This is a genomic window from Vibrio fortis (genome assembly GCF_000695685.1).
Classification (GTDB): domain Bacteria; phylum Pseudomonadota; class Gammaproteobacteria; order Enterobacterales; family Vibrionaceae; genus Vibrio; species Vibrio fortis_A.
Window position 1 is genome coordinate 574,469 of record NZ_JFFR01000002.1, and the last position, 17,642, is coordinate 592,110.

Here is a 17,642-nt window from a genome sequence, read left to right on the forward strand (position 1 = left end):
TCTGCTTAACCGACTAAACCTGCACTTCATAATTCAAATTTGAAGTGCAGGCATCGCTGATTAAACCGCTCACCTTTCCAAACTGCTCCTATTATTTACACCGCCAATATTCCAACCAAGATCACATAACACTCGCGTTACCACTCTGTAGCATATGAACACAGTCACTAACTGGATAGACCATTAGATTCGAATTAGTCCGTTATAATCGCCGCAGTTTTGATAATGAATAGCGGTATTATGTTTCTGACACCATACGTTTCTACTGAAGAAAACAAATTTCAATTCACTCGTGAACAAGCTAGCCACTTCGCAAAAAAGGTTGCTGGTGATTTCAACCCAATTCACGATGAAGACAACAAGCGCTTCTGTGTACCTGGCGACCTGCTATTTGCGGTTCTACTGCAAAAGCAAGGCATCAGCCAAAAGATGCGTTTTGATTTTTCAGGCATGGTAAGCGATGGCATTGCATTGGATGTAGAAAACAAGTGCGATAAAGAAAGTGCTGTTGTTGATGAGAAAGGCAAAGAGTACCTACACATGACATGTGAAGGTGAAACAAGCCAAGATCAAGCATTCATCGAACATGTCGTGACTAACTACGTTCAATTCTCAGGTATGAACTTCCCGCACATCATGGTTCCTCTTATGGAAGAACAACAAATGATGATCAACTGCCAGCGTCCACTGGTTATCTATGAAAGCATGGAAGTAGAGTTTTCTCGTATCGACCTAACTCACCCAGAAGTTGAGTTCTCTGGCGCAACATTCGATGTTGAAGGCAAGCGTGGTGTTGTAACTCTTAACTTCGATTTTAAAGAAGATGGTGAGATCGTAGGTAAAGGCGTTAAACGCATGGTAGCAAGTGGCCTTAAGCCATACGACCAAGCGTCAGTTGACGACCTAGTAAACCGCTTCAACGAGCGCAAAGATATGTTTCTAGCACAGTTCGCTGCAGCCGCTTAATCGCTAAACAGCTCTTTAGCGCAAAGCGATAGCAAAAATTATAAAGCCCAGCTTGAGATAAGCTGGGCTTTTTGATGTCTGCAACTTAATGATTGACTTATAAAGTTTAAACTAAAAGAGCTTCACACTGTGAAGCTCTTTAAATCAAAACATTGGGAAATTAGTGGCGCTTTCTCAGTAGACCAACACCTGCCAACATCAATAGCCAGTGCCAACCAAATGAGCCACCGCCGCTGCTGCTACCTGACTTAGCAACTTGAGTACCGTTCGATTTTGATATGAGTATCTCATTTGAGTGACTTAAATTGCTCAATGTAACTCGATCATCCCCTGCAGTCGCACTTCCATCTTTCTCATAAGTAATCTCAAGGGTGTTGTTTGTTGAGCGAACTAGATTCAATGTAACAGTATCAGACCAAGTACCTGATATACCATTAGTGAGTTCTGCACCATTTAGGACAATATTTAACTTGTCGTAGCGCTCTTCGGAGGACACGCTCACATCAAAAGTAACCGTCCCTTTGGGAATGCCTTGAATAGAGAGCTTAGCTTTTTCATTGTGTCCCAAATCAGACGGCGAGATTATTTTATTACCATCTACCATCCAAAACTCTGTACTAAGTACGTCTTCATACGGAATCGTAATAAGAGACAGCGGCTGACTATTCAGTGAACGCGCTCCTGTGACTCTAACTTCAGATGTTATGGTCTCCAATCCAGCAACATTTGTGTTTAATTCCACACCAAATGACTGTTCACCAAGTGAACTAATATTTTTGGAAACTTCGATCTGACATGTTGAGCCAATAGCGATATTTTGACAGCCATTATTGACGATCACTGCACCATTAACCGAATTAACAGAAGATACATTAATCACTTGATCACTGAAATTACCAAATTCGAAAGTGTGTGAAATAACACCTAAATGAACAGCGCCTAAAAACTCGTCCTTTCGGAAACTAAAGCCAGTTGTGTATGTCGCTATCCAAGCTTCAAAGTGACTAACATTAGCATAAACACCATAAGCGTTTGCTTGAGCGCAGCCGTCTCCCCAACTAACAATACCAAGCTGTTCATAAGTGCCATTAGTTTCTATAACAATGGGACCACCACTGTCACCTTGGCATGAGTCATAACCACCATTTTCATAACCTGCACAAAAAGCATCGTCACCAATGTTACGGTAGTTACTACCTATACCGCCAGACGCCTTACATGTTGCTTGATTAACTAAAGGAACATCGACTTGATATAGCTTGCTGCTCGTTGAATAATTATTAGAAGCGTCCTGATCACCCCACCCCATTACTGTTAGCATTTGCCCAGCGGATAGGTTTCCTCGAGTATGGCGATCCACTAGAGCAACAGTGTTTTCTTGTGGCATTTCTGTCAGCTCTATGATGGCGATATCGTTGCCCATTCCACCTTCGCCATAGTTTTCATGCGCATAGATATTTTTGACCGAATAGCGATGATTCCCCGCATCACTGGATGCCAGATCAGAGACTCCGATCACTACATCAAGCTCTTCAGGGCTTACAGTTTCTATACAGTGTGCGGCTGTTAATACGTAACGCTTTCCTATAAAGCTAGCACCACAAAATTGGCCGTTAAAGGCATCAACGTTTTTTGATACCAACGCTGCCATAAATGGCCATTTATCACTTGTGGCCTCTTGACCATTAATGATTCGAGAAGAAACGTCAGCGAACGCTGGCGTCGAAGACAAACATGCCAATCCAATAACTGCGGACAGCAACTTAGTCTGTTTCATATTTTTACCTAGCCTTATTTACTTCTAATAGTCGGCGCAGGCTAATTTATAAATAAAACATATGAAACATGAGTTTTGTATTTTTGTGACGTACATTAAGTTATGAGATCTATTCTCATTTACGACACAACCTTTTAAATCCAGCGGCGAACTTTCTGTTTGTAATCAACGTATTCGGCACCGAACAGCGATTCCAGCGCTTGCTCTTCGGGAAGGATTTGAAAGCGGTTCATGTAGATAACGAACAAGAAGCTAAGCGAAAGGCTCAATAGGTTTTGAAGATAGTATCCGAAACAAAATAGTAAAATGAAGAGCGCAAGATACATTGGGTTTCTGCTGTATCCGAAGATACCCGAATCAACGACCAATGAAGCACTGTCCACTTTGATTGGGTTTACTGTGGTTTTGCGTTTCTTGAACTCCCATACCGCAGAAAGGCCAATTACACCGCTGACCAAGATACCCAGTAATAATATGAGCTGATGATAAGGAAGAGAAAACGAAACCAACGTAAAGCTATTCGCTAGCCAATATGACAACAATAGAATGACAACAAACAGCGCGAGCGGTGGTACTTTTAATTCCAAGAACTTCATAGCCTTCCTTATGCCATATTGAGATATTAAAAAGCCCAGTCATTGCTGGGCTTCATCATTTATATCAATCTTTCAAGTGCTTGCAGTGGATGAGCAAGTTTCTCTCCCTCGAAGCGCTTAACCTGACTTCTACAAGAATACCCTGTTGCAAGGCATCGATCTTTAGGAAGATCTTGAATTTGTGGCTTCCAACTCAATCCATAGATATCTTTCGACATCTGCAGCTTATCGACTTCGTGACCAAAGGTACCGGCCATACCACAACACCCAACAGGCACCGTGGTTAATCCGGCACCAAAGTGAGCAAAAATTGCGCCCCACTCTTTCTCTGCATTTGGCATTTTGGTCTTTTCAGTACAGTGAGCAAACAGGTACCACATCTCTTCACTAGACTCGCGAGTAGCAAACTCTTCAAGGCGTGGCAGCATCCATTCATGCACGGTGAGTACATCAAAGTCACCACGCTTATCACCGAGTACTTCTAGATACTCGTCGCGGTAACAAAGCACCAGAGCAGGATCAACACCGACTAATGGAATACCGATATCAGCGATAAGCGATAAGAAATCAGCGGTCGATTTAGCATTCTTAGCAAACTTACTTAGGAAGCCCTTAATATGTTGAGCTTTACCATTTGGTTTGAATGGTAAAACAACCGGAGTTTTCCCAAGCTTTATAAGCAACGAGACAAAGTCTTCGACCACTTCTGCGTCGTAGTAACTGGTGAATGGGTCTTGAACAATCAGAACGTGCTGCTGTTTTTGCTCCTTCGACAGCCCTTCTAAATACTGCAAGTCAAACGCCTTAAGCTGTTTTTCAGATAATCGCTTATCCAGCGTAGGTACAGACATCAAAGGTGCATCAACATAACCTACTGTTTTTGCTGTCGCGCTTTGTACCCACTTCTGCGACAGTGCCGCATTGACAACTTTTGGCGCTTTAGCCATTAGCGGCAACATGGTCTCAATGTTCGCCACCAAATAGTCTTTTGCTGGACGTTGGTAACGAGAGTAGTAGATATTTAGGAAACGAGAGCGGAAGCTAGGAACGTCCACTTTGATCGGACACTGGCTTGCACACGCTTTACAAGCAAGACAACCATTCATCGCTTCATGCACTTCATGAGAGAAGTCGTATTCGTGACGCTTGTTAAGCGAGTTACGAACACGTTCGATCATGGTTTTCACAGGCGTAGAGTCGTTTAGCGCTTGTTGCTCCAAATCAAGAATATCAACACCCTGCTCAGTTAACTGACGCAACCACTCACGCACTAAGCCTGCACGGCCTTTTGGAGAATGACGACGATCGGCCGTCACCTTCATCGATGGGCACATTGGCGAGCTTGTGTCGTAATTAAAACATAGACCGTTGCCGTTACACTCCATCGCTTGCTTGAAGCTATCACGGACTTGTACATCAATCTGACGATCATAGTAACCGCGTTTAGTGTCGGTGACTTTAACCAGCTCTGCATCACTATCAAGCGGTGTACAGATCTTGCCTGGGTTCATCTTGTTGTGCGGGTCAAACGCCGCTTTTACTCGACGAAGCTCAGTGAAGAGCTCTTGACCAAAGAAATCTGGCCCATATTCAGAGCGGAAGCCCTTACCATGTTCACCCCACATCAAGCCGCCATATTTAGCCACCAGCTTAACGACTTCATCAGAAACTTCATGCATCAACGCTTCTTGTTTCGGATCGCAAAGATCCAGCGCTGGACGCACGTGCAGAACACCCGCATCAACGTGGCCAAACATGCCATAGTTTAAAGACTTAGCATCAAGCAGTTCACGGAACTCAGCAATAAAGTCAGCTAGGTTCTCTGGCGGCACACAAGTATCTTCAGCAAATGCAACAGGCTTAGCTCGTCCTTTTGCTGCACCCAACAGGCCTACGGCTTTTTTACGCATGTTATAAATACGACCAATGCTTGCTAAGTCACTGCACACTTGAAAACCAATGATGCCCGCTTCTTCCGCTTCTAGCATTTGATTCAAACGTTCAGTAAGTGCACCCACTTGAGCTTCAACTTCAGCCTCATCCTGACCAGCAAACTCAACCATATTGATGCCGAGCATCTCTTTATTCGGCACATCAGTAAGCAAATCACTCACTGTATGCCAAACAATATCTTGCTTAGCGAGATTCAATACTCGTGAGTCAACGGTTTCGACAGACAAAGCATTCGCTTCCACCATAAATGGCGCATTACGTAATGCTGAGTCAAACGAGTTGTACTTCACGTTGACGAGCGTTCGAGCTTTTGGAATAGGAGTAAGATTTAGCTTGGCTTCAGTAATAAAAGCCAATGACCCTTCAGCACCACACAGAACGCGAGTGATATCAAAACGGTCATTTTCTTCATTCAACGCGTTCTTTAGGTCGTAACCAGTAAGAAAACGGTTCAATGGTGGGAATTTTTCTAGGATTTGTTGGCGTTTTTCACGACAAACAGACTCCGTTACCTCTAACGCTTTATGGGCGAACTCGCCAACGTTAGGTAACCCATTTGACAGGTCTGACTCCAGAATAGAACCGTCAGCAAACACCGCTTGCAACGACAACACATGATCGGAAGTTTTGCCGTATTTCAGCGAGCCTTGACCTGAAGCATCCGTATTAATCATTCCGCCTAGGGTGGCACGGTTACTGGTCGAAAGATCTGGAGAGAAGAAATAACCATAAGGGCGAACTGCATCGTTCAATTGATCTTTGACGATACCCGCTTGAACACGAACCCAACCCTCTTTCTCATTTATCTCAATCACTTGATTCATGTATCGAGAGAGGTCAACAACCACACCTTTCGTCAAGGATTGACCGTTAGTACCAGTACCTCCACCACGAGGGGAAAAAGTGACCCTTTCATACGTGGATTTCGCACTGATTTTTCCGACTAACGAAACGTCGTGAGTGGTTTTAGGGAGTACCACCGCCTGTGGCAGCTGTTGATAAACACTGTTATCGGTCGCGACGGCTAAACGGCTTGAATAATGAGATTCGATGTCACCAGTAAAACCTGCCGCTTTTAACTCTTCTAAAAAGCGAACAACAACTGGATCGACATCAGCATTGAGTTGAAGTCTTGGTAACATTTGCTTCCTGCCCCTACTTCGCTGATCCTATCAGCAATGGGTTAAATTAGAATTTTAATAATTTTCTTTGAATTTCGTCACTTTACTACTAATAAGTTCATATAAAAAGGTGATCAAATAAGAATCTCAGTGCAAGAATGCAATAATAGTCACTTTTCTATTCTTTCAGTAGTAACATACTGGATATCGTTTTGTTAAAGATACCCATGAGCACAATATAATGAGAAAAAATAAAACAGTCACAACAGAAGACATTCTTCTAAAACTATGCCAATCGGTATCAAGCGTACTGACTTCTGCAACTGCCTCTTCTGTTCAATACTCAGCTATGGTCCAAAAGATCAGTAAGACCAGCCTTAAGCCAGATTTTGGTTGTTTTGTTCTATTCGACGGCGGCTTTTCAGGCCTAGTTGTTATCAACTTCACTTCAAAAGCCGCTCTAGAGATCTACGCAAACTACATGCGCAACATGGGCATGCCGGAAGATGAGCTTGCCGTACTTCACACCTCTGACGAAGTGGGTGATGTTTTGGGTGAGCTGATGAACCAATTGGTTGGCGACTTTACTAACAAAGTACGTAAAGAGCTGCAAACCAACATTACCCAGAACCAACCAAAAATGCTGTCTCTGAACAAACAAGTTAACCTATCAGTAGACACTAATCTGGATCGACCACAAGCGCGCCGTGTGACTTTCTCTACTGAAAAGAACAACATTTTCTACCTAGAGCTAGCAATGGATAAAACTGAGTTCATTCAGCTTGAAGAGTTTGAAATTTCTGAAGATGAATGTCCAGACAGCATCTTAGAAGCTACGCAAAAGAAAATGAACGATGACAAATCAGACAACAAACCGTCTGACAACGACGCCGCAGCAGACTTGCTAGACGAACTAGGCATCTAAGCCAAATTTTCGTTTTTACCTTCTAAAACACCATCAACGATTTGATGGTGTTTTTCATTTTTAGGGTTACATTCAGACCAATCACTGCCATTGCTAACACGACTTTTACTTTCTGTTGCTCATTAAAACGGGTAAAATGTCGGACTTTAAAAAAATGTGGTAATGATTAGTCAGTCGATGGATAAGAAAAGAGCCCTCAAAAAAATTGCCAAGTGCTTAGAGCTTGGAAACTCAGCCAACGTTAACGAAGCCGCTAACGCAATCAAAATGGCGCATAACTTGATGCTCAAATACGGCCTCGAGAAGGACGATATTGAATTCATCAAGATGGGGAAAACTCAGTCAACACATCTGCTACCCGCTAACATTAGCTCAACCCTTCTGCGTGTCATTCGCGGCATTAACACCAAATTTGGTGTGGAAGCGGTTCTTCTCAACCACAAAGGCCTGAAGCGTGCCGAATTCATCGGTGAAGCCGACCGCGCTATATTCGCAGCCTTTGCTTTTGACATCATCTACCGTGAAATGAATGAGCACACAGGCCAATTCCGTAATAGCTTCGCCGGCTCTGGTACCAGCTCAACAGAAGTGACTCGTCGCGTAAACTCGTTTGTCTCTGGCTGGGTTGAAGGTGCATTGGAAAAACTGCCGACGATCACCCCCGATGATGAGTCAAACAACAAAATCAATAACTACATTGATAAAGAATTTAAAAACATCGACCGCGAAACCTTTAAGCAGCAACTAAAAGAAGCAATGAAAAACCTTACTGCGGATTATGAAGTAGGCTTAAAGAAGGGTCGTAAGTTATCTGTAAACCGTCCTGTCGCTGGTGCACAGGCAGCAAAGCGGATAACAAAATCCTAATACTGGCTTTACTTAACAGTAAACCGCTGATAAATATTTCCTTCGACGGATATACAGAACAATATGTTTGTCATACACATCGACTGTTATGACTGAAGTACAACATGGAGACAACACGTTGAAAAAAATCACATTAGCACTTGCGCTGACTATCGCTCTAACTGGCTGTCAGGCGACTCAGCGTCAAAACGCAACGACAGGTGAATCTGAAACAAACTCTGCGACACAAGGTGCACTTATCGGTGCTATCGCTGGTGCCGTAGCGGGTGCGGCAACGGGTGATGACTCTAAAGATCGTCGTAAACGTGCACTGATTGGTGCTGCAGGTGGCGCAGCTGTCGGTGGTGGTATTGGTTACTACTTCGACCAACAAGAAGCAGCATTACGCCAAGAGCTACTTAACTCTGGCGTTCAGGTTGAGCGTGTGGGCGAAAACCAACTGCTACTTCGCCTAGAAAACGGCATCGGTTTTGAATCGGGTTCTTACGCTCTTGAGCCAAGCATCCACAAAACACTGCGCGGTGTTGCTCGTATTCTGGTTGAATACCCTGACACAAGCCTAGTGATCGATGGTCACACGGATAGCACTGGCAGCGAGTCTACAAACCAGATCCTATCTGAGCGTCGTGCTGAATCTGTACGTGCATTCTTGATCTCTCAAGATGTTGCAGCAGGTCGCGCTATTGCTCGTGGTAACGGTGAACGCTACCCAATCTGTGACAATGGTACATCTCAAGGTCGAGCATGTAACCGTCGCGTAGAGATTCAAATTCTACCGCTAAAATAATCTCGATTAAGCCCAGCCAATCGCTGGGCTTTTTTATAGGAACTACCGAAAAAGATGGATCTATGTTGCACAAGCTCACTTTAATCCCCCTACTTTTTTGTCTTCTTAGCGCCCAATCATTTGCAGAGATAACACAGCAAGAACTGACTCAGCTTCAAGAGAAGGCCAACCAAGGCAACTCAGAAGACGAGTTTCGTTTAGCACAGACCTACTTGAATGAACCGAGCATCAAAAACGAAGAAGAAGCTTTCTATTGGTTTTCTCAAGCTGCAGAACAAGGCCACCAGCAAGCTCAACTGCAAACTGCTGATATGCTGGTCAAAGGACAAGGTACTCAGAAGGATATTAACGCTGCTGCCCTTTGGTATACGCAACTTGCTATAGAAGGCAATCATCAAGCGGCATTCAACTTGGGCGAGCTCTATGAACAAGAAACTGAGTCGTTTGATGCACTTGACCAAGCAGAGCTGTGGTACCGTCTAGCAAGCTCTCAGCTCCCTCAAGCTCAACAAGCGTATGAACGCGTCCTGCAAGCACAATTTAATCAGCGCCGTTCACAACAAGTTTCATCATTTAAAGCACTGGATGAGCAATATAGTGAGCAGGCCACAACCCAATTAACCAATTCGTCTTCCATGACGACATCGCAGACTACCCAACCTGCGTTTCAAGCTAGCCAACAAAGCAAAACCTCCCACAATTTAATCATTGGCTTAGCGATTGTTATTACTCTGCTACTCGGCATTACGGGCTTTCTAGTCGCCAAGCTGCGTAAAAATAATCAAACAAAAACTGAAGATATCAACCGAGAACAAATCAAGCTCAAAGATATTCAACTGAAACAACAAAAGCACCAAATCGCCACACTCTATAAAGAACTGAAGAAGCGACAAAGCAGCAAGAGCAATCACAACCTTCAGCTAGCCTGTGCTGTGTTTGGATACAAGATTTCGGCCATTCCTGAACAAAAGAAAATCAAAATTCGCTATAAGCAACTCTCTAAAATTTATCACCCTGATGGCCAAGGTAGCGATGAAGAGATGAAAAGGTTGAACGCTGCCCTGAAAACAATCTTACAAAATGTTACCAAAACGTAACAAATAAAATCTTACGGGGGCGACTTAGTGCACGGAAACCCATTATTATTGGCGTCGCAAACGATCTCCCTCTCAAAAACAGGTAACAAACAATTAACTTATTAGTACTACTTGTGTCATAATTCACGCCGAAAATACACCTGACGATACAGGTGAGGAGAGGATATGTTCACAATTGAAGGCGTATGTGATTGGTGTAAAAAGCCAAGCCTAGTAAAAAAACATGACTACCTTGACGGTAAGTCTCATTGTTCATGTGAAGAATGCAATGACATTGCAACCATGGACGTTCGCCAGTTCAATATCGGCGAAATGGAAATGAGAGCAAAACTCTCCGAGGCAACGAGAAGATAGTTACCTCAACACGGAAGTAAAAAAGCGCCAATCGAGGCGCTTTTTTGATCCTGCTAACTTACCACATCCAACCATCATTCTTCGCTACACCATTACTTCCCTCTCGCCTTTGTCCTTGAGCCCTCTTTCGCTTCTAAAGAGACCTTCTATCTAAACAAGTCACCTCAGTGCCTATACAGTACTTTTATCAAACCACTGTATAAACCTGTATAGAAAAGGTGCTATGGATCTCAAACCTTCTTAATCATGAGAAATTTTGATATTTCAGTCGAATTTAAAAACATAAATTAAAACAATAACTTAATATAAATCTCGAGTCAGATTCCGAGGTTTTGTTCAATATTCCCTCAAAAAATTGCTTGATCTTATGCACCACAAAAACTACTGTATACACATACAGCATGTATATAAGGACAGCAAAATGATTCAAGCTCACGTAAAAGCACAACACTCTAGCCCGCTAGTTCAATGCGCATTTTCTGCAGCATCACATCTGCCGCAAAGCTCTAATCAATCTCGCCACCAAGCAAACTTGTTAGCACGTATGGCTTTGCTGTCCAATCAAGAACAGTGGTTACTGTTTACAGCGCAGACCCCTCGCCCTTCAGCGAAAGAACTCTCTCAGTTCAACATTTGCTGTGAGCGCATCATTCACATGAAACCTTCTCGCCAAATGAGCGAAATGGAGACTGTTGAAAAAGCGATTCGCTCTCGAAACGCGAGTGCGATTGTCGCGAGCAACCAAATTGATTCATTTGGTCAACAGTATTTACGTGAGCTCGCGATCCAATACCAATGTGAAGTCTTCTTTGTCGAGCACAGCACAACTCATCACGTTCACTAATCAAACACTGCCGACCCCGCTCTTTTCTGTCGAAGCCAACGACAGCATTGAGTGGGGTTTTTATTTGTTATAACGAACCTTGAAAGCAGAAAGAAAAAGAGAATTGCAAAGAAATAAGCAAACGTTTGCTTTTTCTCTGGAAGCTGAATTTAGATTGGGTATAATGCCCACCTAATCGAGTGTGTTATGCACTTCTCTGTACGACGTTTGATAAAAGATAGGAATGTCTAAATGAGCCTCGCTGATCAAGTTCTAGCCGTAAATGATGATCTACCCATCCGTACTGATAAACCTGTCCACAGTGGCAAAGTTCGCTCAGTTTACTGGTTAACCGAAGAAGATAGTCAAAGACTAATTAAAGAGAAAGGCTACGATGTTGCACCTGATGCACCGTTAGCAATCATGGTTATTAGTGACCGTATCTCTGCATTTGACTGTATTTGGCATGGCGAAGGCGGCTTAAAAGGTGTTCCAGGTAAAGGTGCTGCACTTAACGCTATCTCTAATCACTGGTTTAAGCTGTTTAAAGATAACGGACTGGCAGATAGCCACATCCTAGATATCCCTCATCCATTCGTTTGGATCGTACAAAAAGCACGCCCAGTTATGATTGAAGCGATTTGTCGCCAATACATTACTGGTTCAATGTGGCGTGCCTACGCAAATGGTGAACGTGAATTCTGTGGTATCGAAATGCCAGAAGGCTTAGAGAAAGATAAGAAGCTTCCAGAGCTACTGATCACACCATCGACCAAGGGTATTCTTAAGGGCATCCCTGGCGTACCAGAAGCAGATGATGTCAATATCACTCGTCAGAACATCGAGCAGAACTTCGCAGCATTTAACTTCACTAAAGAGAGCGATATTGCTCACTACGAAAAGCTACTAAAAGAAGGCTTTGGCGTGATTAGCGAAGCATTGAGCAAGGTTGATCAAACCTTCGTTGATACCAAGTTTGAGTTTGGTTATGTCAATGATGCTCAAGGCAACGAAAAGCTTATCTACATGGATGAAGTTGGCACGCCAGATTCATCACGTATTTGGGATACTCAAGAGTACAACAAAGGCAACATCGTCGAGAACTCGAAAGAAGGCTTCCGCCAGTTCTTGTTAAACCACTTCCCAGATGCTGACATTCTACTTAACAAGGAGCGCATGCCTGAACGTGAAGCCTTGGCTCGCGATAACGAACTGCCCCTTGATGCGCTAATGTCACTGTCTCGCACCTACCTTGATATTGCTGAAAAGATCACAGGTAGCAAGATTGAACTGAGCGAAAATCCAAAACAAGAGATCGTCGACATCCTACGCGCTGAGTACAACCTAATCGACTAACACTCCTTTTGATCAATAAGGTCTGTTACTTAAAGGGCCGCTTATCACTTTATTACTCAAGTAACTGAGTTAATGAAGTAGATAAGCGGCCCTTTATTGTTATGAGGCTTAGCGCTGAGATAACGCCTCGCCGTCTATAACTTTATCGTGAACTCTTCAGCCGAACTTCCGGTGATCACTAGGTGGCTTCGTGATTCGATGTACTCGATCTGTTCATCTTCCAACGAATATGGCATCACAACTTTCAGTTCATTGATACCTTCCAACTTTGCCAACTTAAGTAGTACCACGATATTCGATTCGTCACTCTTTCGCGTAGAGAGCGATTTGAGTGCCTTTTCCCATAAACGATCTTCCGGAGTCGATAGATCTTTAATGCTATCTTTCCAAACTGTACCGAACACAGGGGCAAATGTGGTGAGTGCTTCTAGAAAAGTCCATTTTTTATCGCATGACGCGCCAAGAAAGTTTGTGTAATCAAATTCTACACAGGTCTCTTTTTGTTTATCCATGATGTCCCCCGACACATTGGCAACACAATATACTCTTAATATCCACCAACTTTTTCTATATAGCAATAGGATATAGAAGAATGGTCTTTTATGACCTTTTGATTGGTTAAAAAGGCATATAAAAATCAATTTTGTAACAAAAGACGAACTGAAAACTCATATATGCGTCTATTTGATTAATATTTTACAAATTGAAGTAATTCCAATTATTTCACATCCAAAACACGACTCGCTTTCTTGTACTGAATACGCCAACCAGACCAAACTGGCAGTTCCCAACGCTTAGGTGGTGTTTTGCGTCCACCGCTCGAGTAATGGACATACACAAGCTTTCTTTGAGGCAGGTATTCAACATCGAGTTGGAGATCGGCCAATAATAAATGGAATGGGTATTTTTCTGCAAATTCTGCATATTCCCAGTATGGAATGCCGTCAAACGGAATGTCTTCCGCGTCGAACATCTCTAACTCATCGACTTGGCTTACACCCAACTCTTCTAACTGGGCAGCAAACCAATCAACAAAGTTAAGCTCTTCGATTTGTTGTGAGTACTCATGACTTTCACTCAGTCCCATTCGCACATACAACTGCCAATGCTTGATCTCTTGAGTTCTCTGTTTCGCGAACCCTTGCAAATACTGCTCGCTTACCACCATGTCGATGACGGGTTTAAGTGAGAGTTGACCTTGCGCCTCGATCAGCTTGGTGTCGATCACACGACCTGCGTAAACCAAAGACATAGCCGTGAACACCTGCCCCGAGCTGTCTGATTGCCCTTCAACGACTGTTTCACCTTGCTCCCACTCCCCCAGCTCTTGCTCTACAAGCAACTGAAGCGGGATCGGCGCTACCGTTGTTGCTAAGGTCAATGTCTGCTTTACTCCTCTACCGGGCAAACTATAGGTATCGAGCACGAGCAGAGCTTCGCTGCTGTCTGGAACTCGATTTTCCCTGCCTAACATCACTTCGAGCTGCCCATTGGCGAACGCCTCACGCCGCTTTGTTCGACGAACAAAAGCCAACTCTGGGTGCAGGCGTAAAATCTCTTTGAGTAAATCGACTCTGTTGAATCGAGAAGCAACTTCCAGTTGAGGGAGCTCAAACAGTTCACGCATCTGATCTGCTAAACCTTGAGCCTCCAATAGAGCTTGCTTATCTATTGCAATATGAGGGAACTGTTTTCCGCGGACGACGCCAATGAGTAAGGCAATGTCGCAGCCCTCTTTCTCCTCTTTGAACAGAGCATCCAAATGTTCAGGATTGTTCGGCAATTGATAAAGTCGAGCAGGAACTGAAAGCGCAGCCGTGAGATCTATCATCGCTTCTTTAAGCGGTTTAGACTTAATCCGAGTCACAATATCGGCATGCAAGGCATCAATCGGCAAAGGATACATGCGTTGACCATGCTCGGTCGCAACCCCCTTTTCATCTATCGCCTCCATCAAAAGCAAAGCCTGCTTCGCTTTCAGTAATGACTTTTCTGGCAACTCATCTAACAGGTCTAAATCTTCAAACGTCATCTGACAGCAAGCTGCCGCTAACATCGGCTCAATCAACTCTTCACGTTGCATCTCTGGTGGTGTAACAAGTTCTAGAGCCGCATGTTCGCCAAACAGGTGCACACACCGACCATCCATAACACGCCCTGCACGCCCCGCTCGCTGTTTCGCACTGGCACGAGATATCGCTTTCAAGGTTAGCGTTGTTCTACCATTGCGCTGCACCGTTCTACGTTCCAAGCCTGAATCAATCACCACCGCAATGTTCGGAATGGTTAGGGAGGTCTCAGCTACGTTGGTCGCCAGAATCACTTTGGTCTTTCGCTGTGATGTATCCAGCGGAATATCGGACAATGCGCGATTGCGCTCGCTATCGGAAACCGATGCATAGAGCGGACATACTTCAATCTCTTCGATAGCATTCAGCATTTGAGCTGTTTGAATGATCTCTTTCTTACCCGGCAAAAAAACAAGAATGTCGCCACTGCACGCCTCTAGTTGTTGCTTCACTTCATCAGCAACGCGACGTTCGATATTACGGCTATCCGGTAAGTGACGAGAGTCCAACGCTCGATGTTCAATAGAGACATGATAGTTTCGGCCTTCACAAGTGATGCGTTCTGCATCGAGATAGTGAGCAAGCTTGGCCCCTTCGATTGTCGCCGACGTTACAATTAATCGATGTTGGCTGCGCGCTTTTAAGATCGCCACCAACAAATCAATGTCCCAGCGACGTTCATGAAACTCATCGACTACAACGATATCAAACGTCTTTAGCCCATCTTCTACTAACCATCGCAGAGCGACACCGGGAGTGACAAAAGTCACCTGAGTCGATTCGTTGTATTTGGCGTCTAGCTTAATTGCATACCCCACCTCTTCTCCCAGCGGTTTGCCCGATGAAGTAGCCAAAAACTCGGCCAATGAAGTACATGCAATACGCCTTGGCTCAATCACTAATACTCGACCATGTTTTGCCGCCCAAACCGGTAAACGAGTCGACTTACCAGAGCCTGTTTCAGCTTCTACAACAAGGTGATTTGAAGGAAGGAGTTCATGAAGTGCATGTTCATAAGAATCGATGGGTAGTAGAGACATAAAAGGTGTCAATAGATAAAAAATGTGAGCTAAGTATACCTAAATCTTCACTCGATATTCGAGAAGTGTGGCAAAGCAGTGAGATCATCATTTTGTTTGGTTATATAAGGGATAAACAGTTTACAATTGAATAACTAAACCGTTATCATTTTTCCGTTTTTCTTTCTCCCATATTAGGCTTCCAATGAACAACGACAAACGTCCTCTGTACATCCCATATTCGGGCCCTGCACTACTAAGTACTCCTCTTCTAAACAAAGGCAGTGCATTCACCGCTGAAGAGCGTGCTTCTTTTAACCTAGAAGGCCTTCTGCCTGAAAATACAGAAACGATTCAAGAGCAAGTTGGTCGTGCTTACAAGCAGTACTGCAACTTCGAAAGCGACATGGATAAGCACATTTACCTGCGCAACATCCAAGATACTAACGAAACACTCTTCTATCGTTTAGTTCAGAATCATATCTCTGAAATGATGCCAATCATCTACACACCAACTGTAGGTGCAGCATGTGAAAACTTCTCTAACATTTACCGTCGTGGTCGTGGTCTGTTTATCTCTTACCCGAACCGCGATCGTATCGATGACCTACTGAACAATGCGACTAACCACAATGTAAAAGTAATCGTGGTAACGGACGGTGAGCGTATTCTTGGTTTGGGAGACCAAGGTATCGGTGGTATGGGTATTCCAATTGGTAAGCTTTCTCTATACACAGCGTGTGGCGGCATCAGCCCAGCTTACATGCTACCTATCGTTCTTGATGTTGGTACCAACAACCCTCAACGTCTAGCAGACCCTATGTACATGGGCTGGCGTCATCCTCGTATCACGGGTGCAGACTACGACGCATTTGTTGAAGAGTTCATTCAAGCAGTTCAACGCCGTTGGCCAGATGCTTTGGTTCAGTTTGAAGACTTCGCTCAGAAGAACGCAATGCCACTGCTTGAGCGCTACAAAGACCGCATCTGTTGCTTCAACGATGACATTCAAGGCACAGCTGCTGTAACAGTTGGCTCACTATTGGCGGCTTGTAAAGCGGCAGGTAGCAAGCTATCTGAACAACGCGTGACATTCCTTGGTGCCGGTTCAGCAGGTTGTGGTATCGCAGAAGCGATCATCGCTCAGATGGTGTCTGAAGGTATCAGCGATGCGCAAGCTCGCTCACAGGTTTACATGGTTGACCGCTGGGGTCTTCTACAAGAAGGCATGCCAAACCTACTAGACTTCCAACAACGTCTAGTACAAACCAATAAGAACACTGAAGGTTGGGAAACAGAAGGTACTGGTTTCTCGCTATTAGATGTTGTACGTAACGCGAAGCCTACTGTACTGGTTGGTGTATCTGGTGCGCCGGGTCTGTTCAGCAAAGAAGTTATCCAAGAGATGAACCTTCACTGTGAACGCCCAATTGTGTTCCCGCTATCTAACCCAACAAGCCGTGTTGAAGCGACGCCAAACGACATCATTCGTTGGACAGAAGGCCAAGCACTTGTTGCAACAGGTAGCCCATTTGAGCCAGTGACTCACAAAGGCACTATTTACCCAATCGCACAATGTAACAACAGCTACATCTTCCCGGGTATCGGCCTTGGTGTTCTAGCGGTTAACGCTTCTCGCATTACCGACGAAATGCTGATGGAATCAAGCCGTGCACTAGCGACTTGTTCTCCACTAGCAATCAATGGTTCTGGTGCCCTTCTACCACCACTAGAAGAGATCCACACGGTATCGAAGAAGATTGCTTTTGCCGTTGGTAAGAAAGCGATCGAGCAAGGTGTTGCACTAGAGATCACTGAAGAAGCGCTACAACAAGCTATCGACCAGCACTTCTGGCAACCAGTGTACCGTCGCTATAAGCGTACTGCTTTCTAAGCAAGATTAAAGATTATCTCTAAAGCCTCTGCCTCGCA

The 17,642-nt window shown here is 44.2% G+C and carries 14 protein-coding genes; 9 read left to right on the forward strand and 5 right to left on the reverse strand.

Features of this window, described 5'->3' with window-relative positions; genetic code table 11:
- The first annotated feature begins 240 nt into the window (after positions 1-240).
- The gene (locus tag VFDL14_RS20200; protein ID WP_032549220.1) at positions 241-966 is read left to right on the forward strand and encodes a DUF3581 domain-containing protein; all 726 of its coding nucleotides are present in this window, start codon (positions 241-243) and stop codon (positions 964-966) included.
- 160 nt (positions 967-1,126) lie between these two features.
- Here the strand turns inward: VFDL14_RS20200 and VFDL14_RS20195 are convergent, their stop codons facing one another.
- From VFDL14_RS20195 to VFDL14_RS20185, 3 genes are all read right to left on the reverse strand, one after another.
- Positions 1,127-2,743: a S1 family peptidase gene (locus VFDL14_RS20195; protein ID WP_032549221.1), complete on the reverse strand. Its 1,617-nt coding sequence runs from the start codon at positions 2,741-2,743 to the stop codon at positions 1,127-1,129.
- Positions 2,744-2,877: 134 nt separating this feature from the next.
- Positions 2,878-3,339: a methyltransferase family protein gene (locus VFDL14_RS20190; RefSeq protein ID WP_032549222.1), complete on the reverse strand. Its 462-nt coding sequence runs from the start codon at positions 3,337-3,339 to the stop codon at positions 2,878-2,880.
- A 59-nt stretch (positions 3,340-3,398) separates the two neighbouring features.
- Positions 3,399-6,434, reverse strand: coding sequence for an FAD-binding and (Fe-S)-binding domain-containing protein (locus VFDL14_RS20185; protein WP_032549223.1), 3,036 nt, complete (start codon positions 6,432-6,434; stop codon positions 3,399-3,401).
- A 220-nt stretch (positions 6,435-6,654) separates the two neighbouring features.
- On the opposite strand from VFDL14_RS20185, the gene VFDL14_RS20180 reads away from it, so the two are divergent.
- From VFDL14_RS20180 to VFDL14_RS20150, 7 genes are all read left to right on the forward strand, one after another.
- On the forward strand, positions 6,655-7,338 hold the full coding sequence (locus tag VFDL14_RS20180; RefSeq protein ID WP_032549224.1) for a DUF3334 family protein: 684 nt from the start codon (positions 6,655-6,657) through the stop codon (positions 7,336-7,338).
- A gap of 177 nt (positions 7,339-7,515) precedes the next feature.
- A complete protein-coding gene (locus VFDL14_RS20175; RefSeq protein ID WP_032549226.1) occupies positions 7,516-8,205 on the forward strand; it encodes a DUF2786 domain-containing protein in 690 nt (229 codons plus the stop codon).
- Positions 8,206-8,323: 118 nt separating this feature from the next.
- A complete protein-coding gene (locus tag VFDL14_RS20170; RefSeq protein WP_032549227.1) occupies positions 8,324-8,992 on the forward strand; it encodes an OmpA family protein in 669 nt (222 codons plus the stop codon).
- Positions 8,993-9,054: 62 nt separating this feature from the next.
- Positions 9,055-10,089: a tetratricopeptide repeat protein gene (locus VFDL14_RS20165; protein ID WP_050487311.1), complete on the forward strand. Its 1,035-nt coding sequence runs from the start codon at positions 9,055-9,057 to the stop codon at positions 10,087-10,089.
- Positions 10,090-10,254: 165 nt separating this feature from the next.
- The gene (locus VFDL14_RS20160) at positions 10,255-10,443 is read left to right on the forward strand and encodes a hypothetical protein (protein WP_032549228.1); all 189 of its coding nucleotides are present in this window, start codon (positions 10,255-10,257) and stop codon (positions 10,441-10,443) included.
- Between the two features lie 421 nt (positions 10,444-10,864).
- Positions 10,865-11,287 carry a SulA-like leucine-rich domain-containing protein gene (locus VFDL14_RS20155; protein WP_032549229.1) on the forward strand — a complete coding sequence of 141 codons (423 nt, stop codon included), beginning with the start codon at positions 10,865-10,867 and terminating at the stop codon, positions 11,285-11,287.
- 231 nt (positions 11,288-11,518) lie between these two features.
- The gene (locus VFDL14_RS20150; protein ID WP_032549230.1) at positions 11,519-12,622 is read left to right on the forward strand and encodes a phosphoribosylaminoimidazolesuccinocarboxamide synthase; all 1,104 of its coding nucleotides are present in this window, start codon (positions 11,519-11,521) and stop codon (positions 12,620-12,622) included.
- 134 nt (positions 12,623-12,756) lie between these two features.
- On the opposite strand, the gene VFDL14_RS20145 is transcribed toward VFDL14_RS20150, so the two are convergent.
- Both VFDL14_RS20145 and VFDL14_RS20140 read right to left on the reverse strand, forming a co-directional pair.
- The gene (locus VFDL14_RS20145; RefSeq protein ID WP_032549231.1) at positions 12,757-13,134 is read right to left on the reverse strand and encodes a hypothetical protein; all 378 of its coding nucleotides are present in this window, start codon (positions 13,132-13,134) and stop codon (positions 12,757-12,759) included.
- A gap of 206 nt (positions 13,135-13,340) precedes the next feature.
- Positions 13,341-15,731, reverse strand: coding sequence for a helicase-related protein (locus VFDL14_RS20140; RefSeq protein ID WP_032549232.1), 2,391 nt, complete (start codon positions 15,729-15,731; stop codon positions 13,341-13,343).
- Positions 15,732-15,915: 184 nt separating this feature from the next.
- Between VFDL14_RS20140 and VFDL14_RS20135 the strand changes: the two genes are divergently transcribed.
- Positions 15,916-17,604: an NAD-dependent malic enzyme gene (locus VFDL14_RS20135; protein ID WP_032549234.1), complete on the forward strand. Its 1,689-nt coding sequence runs from the start codon at positions 15,916-15,918 to the stop codon at positions 17,602-17,604.
- Positions 17,605-17,642 lie beyond the last annotated feature (38 nt).

Coding starts and splice junctions, on each gene's coding strand:
- VFDL14_RS20200 (WP_032549220.1), top strand. CDS start 241: ATGTTTCTGACACCATACGTTTCTACTGAAGAAAACAAATTTCAATTC.
- VFDL14_RS20195 (WP_032549221.1), bottom strand. CDS start 2,743: ATGAAACAGACTAAGTTGCTGTCCGCAGTTATTGGATTGGCATGTTTG.
- VFDL14_RS20190 (WP_032549222.1), bottom strand. CDS start 3,339: ATGAAGTTCTTGGAATTAAAAGTACCACCGCTCGCGCTGTTTGTTGTC.
- VFDL14_RS20185 (WP_032549223.1), bottom strand. CDS start 6,434: ATGTTACCAAGACTTCAACTCAATGCTGATGTCGATCCAGTTGTTGTT.
- VFDL14_RS20180 (WP_032549224.1), top strand. CDS start 6,655: ATGAGAAAAAATAAAACAGTCACAACAGAAGACATTCTTCTAAAACTA.
- VFDL14_RS20175 (WP_032549226.1), top strand. CDS start 7,516: ATGGATAAGAAAAGAGCCCTCAAAAAAATTGCCAAGTGCTTAGAGCTT.
- VFDL14_RS20165 (WP_050487311.1), top strand. CDS start 9,055: ATGTTGCACAAGCTCACTTTAATCCCCCTACTTTTTTGTCTTCTTAGC.
- VFDL14_RS20160 (WP_032549228.1), top strand. CDS start 10,255: ATGTTCACAATTGAAGGCGTATGTGATTGGTGTAAAAAGCCAAGCCTA.
- VFDL14_RS20155 (WP_032549229.1), top strand. CDS start 10,865: ATGATTCAAGCTCACGTAAAAGCACAACACTCTAGCCCGCTAGTTCAA.
- VFDL14_RS20150 (WP_032549230.1), top strand. CDS start 11,519: ATGAGCCTCGCTGATCAAGTTCTAGCCGTAAATGATGATCTACCCATC.
- VFDL14_RS20145 (WP_032549231.1), bottom strand. CDS start 13,134: ATGGATAAACAAAAAGAGACCTGTGTAGAATTTGATTACACAAACTTT.
- VFDL14_RS20140 (WP_032549232.1), bottom strand. CDS start 15,731: ATGTCTCTACTACCCATCGATTCTTATGAACATGCACTTCATGAACTC.
- VFDL14_RS20135 (WP_032549234.1), top strand. CDS start 15,916: ATGAACAACGACAAACGTCCTCTGTACATCCCATATTCGGGCCCTGCA.